Origin of the sequence: Actinomadura roseirufa (genome assembly GCF_900659635.1) — a bacterium.
Classification (GTDB): domain Bacteria; phylum Actinomycetota; class Actinomycetes; order Streptosporangiales; family Streptosporangiaceae; genus Spirillospora; species Spirillospora roseirufa.
Map to the genome: position 1 here is coordinate 1 of NZ_CAACVB010000300.1, position 8,292 is coordinate 8,292.

Below are 8,292 nucleotides of genomic sequence, written 5' to 3' on the forward strand. Positions count from 1 at the left end.
GCGCTGGGCGCGGCCTCCGCGGGCGCCGAGCTCGTCCTGCTCGTGGCCGCGGCGCCGGTGCTGGCGTACGCGCTCGCCTTCTCCCGCGGGCCCCGGAAGGCGCCGCGGATCGTCGCGCGCGGCGCCCGATGGCTGACCGAGCTGGAACGCCGCCGCCTGGCGGTGTTCCTCGGCGAGCACGGCCCGGCCGAGTACGGTCCGCCGCGGGCGGTGGCCTACCTCGTCCTGCGGGTCCCGGCCGGGCTGCTCGGCGGCGTGATCCTGCTGCTGATCGCCTACGGCGCGGTGAGCGCGGCCATGCTCGCCACGAGCTGGTGGATCACCGGCGACTACCTGCACGGCATCCCGCCGAGCTGGGGGATCGTCCTGTACACCGCGATCGCGGGCCTGGTGCTGCTCTTCCTCGCGGTCCAGGGCCTGGCCGGGGTCGTGGCGCTGGAGCGGAGCGTGGCCCGGCGGTGCCTCGGGCCGAGCCCCCTGGAGGAGTACGAGCGGCGGATCGCGCAGCTGTCGGTGACCCGGGCGCAGGTCGTGGACGCGGTGGACGACGAGCGCCGCCGCATCGAGCGGGACCTGCACGACGGGGTCCAGCAGCGGCTCGTCGCGCTCGGCATGCTGATCGGCCGGGCCCGCCGCGCCGAGGACGCCGCCCGCGCGGCCGATCTGCTCGGCCAGGCCCACGAGGAGTCGCGGCGGGCGCTGGAGGACCTCCGGGAGGTGAGCTGGCGGGTGTACCCGGCGGCGCTGGACGGGGAGGGGCTGCGGGCGGCGCTGGAGACGGTGGCCGAGCGGTCCCCGCTGCCGGTGACGATCGGCTACGACGTCCCGGCGCGGCCCCCGCACGCGGTGGAGACGGCGGCCTACTTCGTGATCTGCGAGGCGGTCACCAACGCGGCCAAGCACTCCGGCGCGCGGCGCGTGCGGGTCCGGGTCGCCGCGCACGGGACGATGCTGCGCGTGCGCATCGAGGACGACGGCTCGGGCGGGGCCGACCCGGACGGCGGCGGCCTGGCGGGGCTGGCCCGCAGGGTCGCGGCGCTGGACGGCGGCTTCGGCGTGTCCAGCCCGCCCGGCGGGCCCACCGTGGTCGAGGCGGACCTGCCGTGCGGGTGATGCTGGCGGAGGACTCGACGCTCCTGCGCGAGGGGCTGGTGCGGCTGCTGGCCGAGGAGGGCCACGAGGTCGCCGCGGCCGTCGGCGACGGCGAGGCCCTGCTCGCGGCGGTGGCCGCGGGCCCGCCCGAGGTGGTGGTCGTGGACGTGCGGATGCCGCCGACGCACACCGACGAGGGGCTGCGGGCCGCGCTGGAGATCCGCCGCCGCTGGCCGGGCGTCGGCGTCCTCGTCCTGTCGCAGTACGTGGAGAAGCGCTACGCCACCGAGCTGATCACCGCCGAGCCGGCCGGCGTCGGCTACCTGCTGAAGGACCGGGTCGCGCAGGTCGACGAGTTCCTGGACGCGCTGGACCGGGTCGGGGCGGGCGGCGCCGCGTTCGACCCCGAGGTGGTGCGGCGGCTGCTGATGAACAGCGCGCACGCCGACCCGCTGGCCCGCCTCACGCCGCGCGAGCGCGACGTCCTGGACCATATGGCGCAGGGCCACACCAACGCCTCGGTCGCCGCGCACCTGCACATCTCGCAGAGCGCCGTCGAGAAGCACGTCAACGCGATCTTCGACAAGCTCGACCTGTCGCACGCGACCGGCTACAGCCGCCGCGTGCTGGCCGTCCTGCGCTACCTGGGCACCTGAAGGAGACGTCCGCCGAACCCGGGGATGTTTCGGCCTGACCTTCGCGGTGGTTCCGGATAAACGGTGGCCCGGCCGCCCGCGCATGGCAGGGTGGGAGCGAACCGAGGGGAGAAGCATGGTCGGCACACTCGACTGGAAACCGGCGCACGCGCACCCGGACCTGCTGGCGTCCCCGGTGGCCGCGGCGATCGGCCGGGTGCCGGACGCCGAGGTCGCCGGGATCGACCCGGAGCTGGCGGACACGGCCGCGTTCTGCGAGCGCTACGGCGTTCCGCTGGAGGCCAGCGCGAACTGCGTCATCGTCGCCGCCAAGCGCTCGGGCGAGGTGAGCTACGCGGCCTGCATGATCCTCGCCACCGGCCGGGCCGACGTCAACGGCGTCGTCCGCAGGCACCTGGGCGCGCGCAAGGCGTCCTTCGCCCCGATGGGCGAGGCGACCTCGCTCACCGCCATGGAGTACGGCGGCATCACCCCCGTCGGCCTGCCCGCCGGCTGGCCCGTCCTCGTGGACGAGGCCGTCGCCGCGTCCCCGCGGGTGGTGATCGGCAGCGGCCTGCGCAGGTCCAAGCTCCTCGTCCCCGGGAAGGCGCTCACCACCCTCCCCGATGCGCAGACCCTGGCCCTGGCCCAGTAGTCCCCATGGCCGCGACACTCGGCGCCGCCCTCGGCGACCCGGGCCCGCGCCCGCTTCCCCCGGAGGCCGCCCGGCTGCTGACCGCCCTGGCGGCCCCGCCGCGGCTGGCGGCGCACCTGCGGCTCGTCCACGACGTCGCCGCGGACCTCCTCGGCTGGATCTCGTCCGAGCACCCGGCCCTCATCGTGGACGCGGAGGCCGTGTTGTTCGGCGCGGCCACCCACGACATCGGCAAGGCCCTGTACCCCGCCGAGCTCACGGGTCCGGGCGCCGAGCACGAGCGGGCGGGTCACGCGCTGCTGGTCGAGCACGGCGTCGAGGAACGGCTCGCCCGTTTCGCCCGCACCCATGCGAGCTGGGACGCTGCGGACGCCACCGTCGAGGATCTGCTGGTCTCCCTCGCCGACAAGGTCTGGAAGGGCGGGCGCGTCGGCCCGCTCGAGGACCGTGTCGTGGGCGTGCTGGCCGCCGCGTCCGGTGGTGAGCGCTGGCAGGTCTTCCTCGGCCTGGACGACGTGTGCGACCGCATCGTCGCCGGGGCTGACGGGCGCCTGGCTTTCCAGGCCGCGTATCCCGTGCTCGCCTAAGCGGATGGGGCGGCTGGGTAGGGCGTGCCTCCGGCGGCCTCGGCGCGGTCGAGGAACGCCTGGTTGGCGGCGAGCATGCCCGCCACGGGCGTGCAGCCGGGGGACGCCGTGCGCAGCAGGCCGAACAGGACGGGATCGGTGGGAGCGGCGAGCATCGGGACGCGGCCGACGCGCAGCGCCTTGATCAGGACGACGCCGCTGAGCCCGAGGTCGGCCGGCGTCGTCGACGCGAGCGCGGCCGTGATGACCGCCGCGGCGCCGGATCCGGGGAGCAGCACCATGGCCCAGGGGTGCGGGCGCTCCCACTCGCCGAGCGCGACGAGCTCCGCCACGTCCGGTCCCATGCGGTCGGCGAAGCCGAGGAAGGAGAGCTCCTCGGCCTCGGTGGCGCCGGGCGGCGGTCCGCCCGCGTACCGGACGGCCTTCGCCTCGAACCGCCAGCCGTCCTCCGCCGGTTTGGCCTGCCCCGAGATGTGGTCGGCCCGCACCTCGCGCTGCACGCGCAGTAGATCGGCGGCGTCCCGGCACGGGACGGTGCAGCTCAGCACCCGCTCGGGCACCGGGACGAGCCGCAGCGTCGCCCGCGTGACGACGCCGTGCGCCCCCTGGCCGCCGCGGACCGCGTCGAAGAGACCGGGCCGCACCGTGGGAGAGCAGGTGACCGGGCCGCCGCCGGTGACGACCTCAAGGGCGAGAACGTTGTCGGCCTGCGTGCCGTGCACGTGGGAGGTGCCGCCGACGCCGCCCGCCGAGAGGGTCCCGCCCACGGTGAGGTCGAGGTAGTCGGTCAGGACGGGCGGGGCGAGGCCGTGCGGCAGCGTCGCCGCGAGGACCTCGCGCCAGGTCGCGCCCGCGCCCGCGACGGCATGGCCGGGGCCGACCTCGTGGACGCCTCCGAGCCCGCGCATGTCGAGCGAGACGCCGCCGGTCAGCGACCGGCCGGACGTGGAGTGGCCCGTCCCGCGCGGCACGGCGTCCCGGCCTCGCGCGGCGGCGTCGCGCAGGGCCGCCGCCACCTCGTCCGCCGACCCGGGCCGCACGACCCGGGCGGGGACGCGCTCGGTGGTCCCGCCGAAGTCGCGCACGCCTAGCGGGCGAGAAGACGCTCGGCGACCCGGCTGAGCGCCTCGCCGAGCAGGTCGATCTCGTCGGGGGTCAGCACCTCGATGAGCGCCTCCCGGACGACGCGGCGGTGGCCGGGCCGGACCCGCTCGATCGTCGCGGCGCCCTCGGGGGTCAGCTCCGCCCATACCGCCCGCCGGTCGGAGTCGCAGGCCGTGCGCCTGACCAGCCCCGCCCGCTCCAGCTGGGTGACCTGGTAGGTGAGCCGGCTCTTGGAGACCATCACCAGGCGCGCGAGGTCCGACATGCGCAGCCGGTTGCCGTCCGCCACCCCCAGCTTGAGGAGCACCTCGAACTCCGGGTGCGACAGCCCGCCGTCGCGCTTGAGCTGGCGCTCGACCTCGTGGTCGAGCAGGTGGCCCGCGGCCAGGAACGCCATCCAGGCGCGCAGCTCGCGTGGTTCCAGGGGGCCGCTGGGGTCGGTCATGAAAAGGATTCTAGTTGCCTCGGACGGTAGTTGAAGTTTTCAAGATGGTCAGGATTTGAACGATCTGCTAGCGTCCAGTTAGTTCAGTTTTGAACCTTCAAGGTGAGGAGACGCATGCCCCACGTCCGCCGGTACCCCTTCCTGCCCGACACGGGCCTGCTGATCGGCAGGCTGGCCCTCGGCGTCATCTTCATCGCGCACGGCTGGCAGAAGCTCTCCGACCTCGGGCACTCCAACGTCACGAAGATGTTCGACGCCATGGGCGTCCCGATGCCGGGCGTGTCCGCGACCTACGCGACCTGGGTCGAGCTCATCGGCGGCGCCGCGCTCCTCGCCGGCGTCCTGGTCCCCGTCGCGGGCCTGCTGCTCGTCGCCGACATGGCGGGCGCGTTCTGGTTCGTCCACGTGGACAAGGGCCTGTTCGCCGACAAGGGCGGCTACGAGCTCGTGCTCGCCCTCGGCGCGGCCTCGCTGCTGCTGGTCCTGACGGGCGCCGGGCGGTTCTCGCTGGACGCCGTCCTCTTCCGCGGGCGCGACACCGCCGCCGAACCACAGCACGCCGCCGCCTGACCCGCGAGCCACCGGCCCCGGCACGCCCCCACCCCAACCCCTCCGTGCCGGGGCCGGATCCTGCGATATTGGGGACATGCGAGGCAACGGACAGGGGGCAGCGACCGGGGAGGCCGCAGAGCTCTCACGGGATCTGGCGGCGATCCACGAGGAGTACGCCGAGATCGGTGCCCGGCTCGCCGACCCGTCCGTCCACCGCGACCATCTGCTCGCCCGCCGTCTGCGCCGTTGCCAGGAGGCCCTGAGGCCGCTCCATGAGGACGCCCTGCGGCTGAGCGCCCTTCTCGGAGACCTGCGCGACGCGCGCGAGCTTGCCGAGGCCGAGCCGGGATGGGGCGCGGAGGTACGCCGCATCGACGGGGAGGCGGCGGTTCTGCGCACGGCCCTCACCTCGGCCGTCGCCCTGCGCGATCGCTACGACCCGTACGACGTGATCGTGCGCGTCGGAGGGCGGGCGGAGAGCGGTCCGTTCGCGCACGCCCTGCTGGACCTCTACAGGACCCGCGCCCGCGAGAGGGGCTGGCGGGCTGAGATCCTCACCCGGCGCCCGTATGCGCTCGGCGTCATGGCGGGGGAGGGCGGTCCAGGAGCGTGGGCCGAGATGAAGGCCGAGAACGGGTTGCACGTGGTGTCGTGGAGAGAAGCCCACGAGGCGGACCTTCCGGAGATTGCGAATGGCGGCGCGGAGGGGGCTCCCGGAGAGCCGCGCGGAGCCGAGCAGGTCGTGCGCGTGACCGTCATGCCCGAACCGGAGCCGCGGCCGGTGGTGGCGGACGACATCCGCATCGACGTGTACTGCACGCGCCCGGTCAGGCCGGAGAGCAGTGTCCGGATCAGGCACGAGCCGACGGGCCTCGTCTTCTTCGGGACCGATGCGATGTCGCGGAAGGACAAGGGGAACATCCTGCGCGTCCTGACCGCCGAACTGGCGGCGCGGGAGATCGGTCCGGACGAGCCGGCGGCGCGGTTCCTGCGCCACGGGGGCGAGCCGGTCGCCCGGCACCGGCTCGGCTCGGCTCGGCGACGGTGTGACGTAAGTAACTTTTCCCGAGAAAGCCGCAGAAGGTGACAAGTTAGTAAACAGCGGTCACCTGCCGCGAAAGGGATATGGTCCGATCCAATACCCAGTGAGTGCCGTGCCTGGATCCTGACATCGGACCTTGCTGACATCTCGTCTTTACGTCGAAGTGACAAGATGTTCCCGATGACCGTTTCTGGGCATGGACATGCCACTGGTTCCCTGGAGAGGCGGGTCGCAGGTGTCGCTCGGCAGTGAGTTCGTGGTGGTGGCCAATCGGCTTCCGGTCGACAGGATCACGGGGGAGGACGGGGAACCGGCGTGGCGGCGCAGTCCCGGGGGGCTGGTCAGCGCCATCGCCCCGGTGATGCGGCGCAGGCAGGGGACGTGGATCGGCTGGGCCGGCGCGCCGGGCGAGGAACTGGCGCCCTTCGAGGAGGACGGCATGGCGCTCGTCCCCGTCGCGCAGTCGGCGAAGGAGGTCGAGCTCTACTACGAGGGGTTCTCCAACGCCACGCTGTGGCCGCTTTACCATGACGTGGTCGCCCCGCCGGTGTACGACCGCTCGATGTGGGACGCCTACGTGGGCGTCAACGAGCGGTTCGCGGAGGCCGCCGCCAAGGTCGCCTCCGAGGGGGCGATCGTCTGGGTGCAGGACTACCAGCTCCAGCTCGTCCCGTCGATGCTGCGCGAGCTGCGTCCCGACCTGCGGATCGGGTTCTTCCTGCACATCCCCTTCCCGCCCCTGGAGCTGTTCTGGCAGCTGCCGTGGCGTCGCCAGATCCTTGAGGGGCTGCTCGGCGCCGATCTCGTCGGCTTCCAGCTCCCCGGCGCTGCGGCCAACTTCGTGCGCCTGTGCCGGAGGCTCCTGGACGCCCGCTACGTCAAGCAGGACGTCCACTGGGACGACCGGGTGGTGCGGGCCAGGGCCTTCCCCATCTCGGTGGACGTCGGCGAGCTCAACGACCTGGTCGTCCGCCCCGACGTGCAGGAGCGCGCACGGGAGATCCGCGGCGACCTCGGGGACGCGACGCTCCTGCTGGGCGTGGACCGGCTCGACTACACGAAGGGGATCACCCAGCGGCTCCAGGCGTTCGGGGAGCTGTTCGGCGACGGGAACCTCAAGCCGGGCCAGGCCGTGTTCGTGCAGATCGCCACGCCGAGCCGCGAGCGCGTCGAGCAGTACCAGCTGCTCCGCGAGGAGATCGAGCAGCAGGTCGGGCGGATCAACGGAGAGTACGGCGAGATCGGCTTCCCGGTCGTCCACTACCTGCACAGCTCGTACGACCGCGCCGAGCTGACCGCCCTCTACCTGGCCGCGGACGTCATGGTGGTGACCCCGCTGCGGGACGGCATGAACCTGGTCGCCAAGGAGTACGTGGCCTGCCGCGGCGACATGCGGGGGGCACTGGTGCTGAGCGAGTTCGCCGGAGCGGCGGCGGAACTCAAGCGCGGCGCCTTCCAGGTCAACCCGTACGACATCGACGGGCTCAAGGGCACCCTGCTGGCGGCCCTGGACGCCGATCCCGCCGAGCAGGCGCGGCGGATGCGCTCGATGCGCAGGCGCGTCATCGAGCACGACGTCGACCGCTGGGCGCGCGACTTCCTCAGCGAGCTGGAGAACCCTGCGCGGCCGCAGGGGCCGCCGGTCCCGGCGTCGGCCCTGGAGGGCTGACCCGCAGGTCGAAGGCCGTCCAGACGGCCTTGCCGCCGGTCGCGAGCCGGGCCCAGCCCCACGCGTCGCTGACCGCGCCGACGACCACCAGCCCGCGGCCGCCCTCGCCGAACCTGTCCAGGTCGGCGGCCGCGGGCTCGGGCACGCGGCCGCCCGGGTCGGTCACGACCGCGACGAGCCGGCGCGGGTGACCCAGCAGCACGAGCTGGATCGGGCACAGCGGCAGCGGCTGCGGCAGCCCTTCCATGCCGTGCCGCAGCGCGTTGGTCACCAGCTCCGACACGGCGATGACGACGTCCTCGACGTCCCGCCCGGCCGCCCCCGACACGCCCCACTCGCGCAGCGTGGCCTGGGTGAACTCGCGCGCCGCCTTCGGCGCGCCGATGTCGGCGGGCAGTACGCGCCGCGCGGTCCGCGGCGTGCCCGAATGCGGCGTGGGCCAGAGCCCCGCGAGTCCCGGCGCGGCCACGCGCGCGGTCGCGAGGGGCTGCTGCGGGCGCGGATGCGCGGG

General features: G+C 73.9%; 10 protein-coding genes. 7 read left to right on the forward strand and 3 right to left on the reverse strand.

From position 1 onward, the window contains the following. The 4 genes from E1291_RS35700 to E1291_RS35715 form a co-directional block, all read left to right on the forward strand. The coding region (locus E1291_RS35700) for a sensor histidine kinase (protein WP_207401116.1) at window positions 1–1,113 on the forward strand (1,113 nt) is incomplete at its 5' end. Continuing rightward, window positions 1,104–1,748 carry a response regulator transcription factor gene (locus E1291_RS35705; RefSeq protein ID WP_165495461.1) on the forward strand — a complete coding sequence of 215 codons (645 nt, stop codon included), beginning with the start codon at window positions 1,104–1,106 and terminating at the stop codon, window positions 1,746–1,748. The genes E1291_RS35700 and E1291_RS35705, both read left to right, overlap by 10 nt. 115 nt (window positions 1,749–1,863) lie before the next feature. After that, on the forward strand, window positions 1,864–2,382 hold the full coding sequence (locus E1291_RS35710; RefSeq protein ID WP_131742475.1) for a YbaK/EbsC family protein: 519 nt from the start codon (window positions 1,864–1,866) through the stop codon (window positions 2,380–2,382). Window positions 2,383–2,387: 5 nt separating this feature from the next. Then, window positions 2,388–2,969, forward strand: coding sequence for an HD domain-containing protein (locus tag E1291_RS35715; RefSeq protein WP_131742476.1), 582 nt, complete (start codon window positions 2,388–2,390; stop codon window positions 2,967–2,969). On the opposite strand, the gene E1291_RS35720 is transcribed toward E1291_RS35715, so the two are convergent. Together E1291_RS35720 and E1291_RS35725 are read right to left on the reverse strand one after the other, a co-directional pair. Continuing rightward, window positions 2,966–4,054, reverse strand: a complete 1,089-nt coding sequence (locus E1291_RS35720) for an FAD-binding protein (RefSeq protein ID WP_131742477.1) — start codon at window positions 4,052–4,054, stop codon at window positions 2,966–2,968. The two genes, E1291_RS35715 and E1291_RS35720, sit on opposite strands and share 4 nt — an antisense overlap. Window positions 4,055–4,056: 2 nt before the next feature. Next, the gene (locus E1291_RS35725) at window positions 4,057–4,518 is read right to left on the reverse strand and encodes a MarR family winged helix-turn-helix transcriptional regulator (protein ID WP_131742478.1); all 462 of its coding nucleotides are present in this window, start codon (window positions 4,516–4,518) and stop codon (window positions 4,057–4,059) included. 114 nt (window positions 4,519–4,632) lie between these two features. On the opposite strand from E1291_RS35725, the gene E1291_RS35730 reads away from it, so the two are divergent. The 3 genes from E1291_RS35730 (at window position 4,633) to E1291_RS35740 (ending at window position 7,781) form a co-directional block, all read left to right on the forward strand. Further along, window positions 4,633–5,088, forward strand: coding sequence for a DoxX family protein (locus E1291_RS35730; RefSeq protein WP_131742479.1), 456 nt, complete (start codon window positions 4,633–4,635; stop codon window positions 5,086–5,088). Between the two features lie 76 nt (window positions 5,089–5,164). Next, the gene (locus E1291_RS35735) at window positions 5,165–6,157 is read left to right on the forward strand and encodes a PCRF domain-containing protein (protein ID WP_131742480.1); all 993 of its coding nucleotides are present in this window, start codon (window positions 5,165–5,167) and stop codon (window positions 6,155–6,157) included. 151 nt (window positions 6,158–6,308) lie between these two features. After that, window positions 6,309–7,781, forward strand: a complete 1,473-nt coding sequence (locus E1291_RS35740) for an alpha,alpha-trehalose-phosphate synthase (UDP-forming) (protein WP_207401117.1) — start codon at window positions 6,309–6,311, stop codon at window positions 7,779–7,781. On the opposite strand, the gene E1291_RS35745 is transcribed toward E1291_RS35740, so the two are convergent. Next, window positions 7,714–8,292 (reverse strand): ATP-binding protein (locus E1291_RS35745; RefSeq protein ID WP_131742481.1); only part of this gene is annotated, 579 nt, incomplete at its 5' end. The two genes, E1291_RS35740 and E1291_RS35745, sit on opposite strands and share 68 nt — an antisense overlap.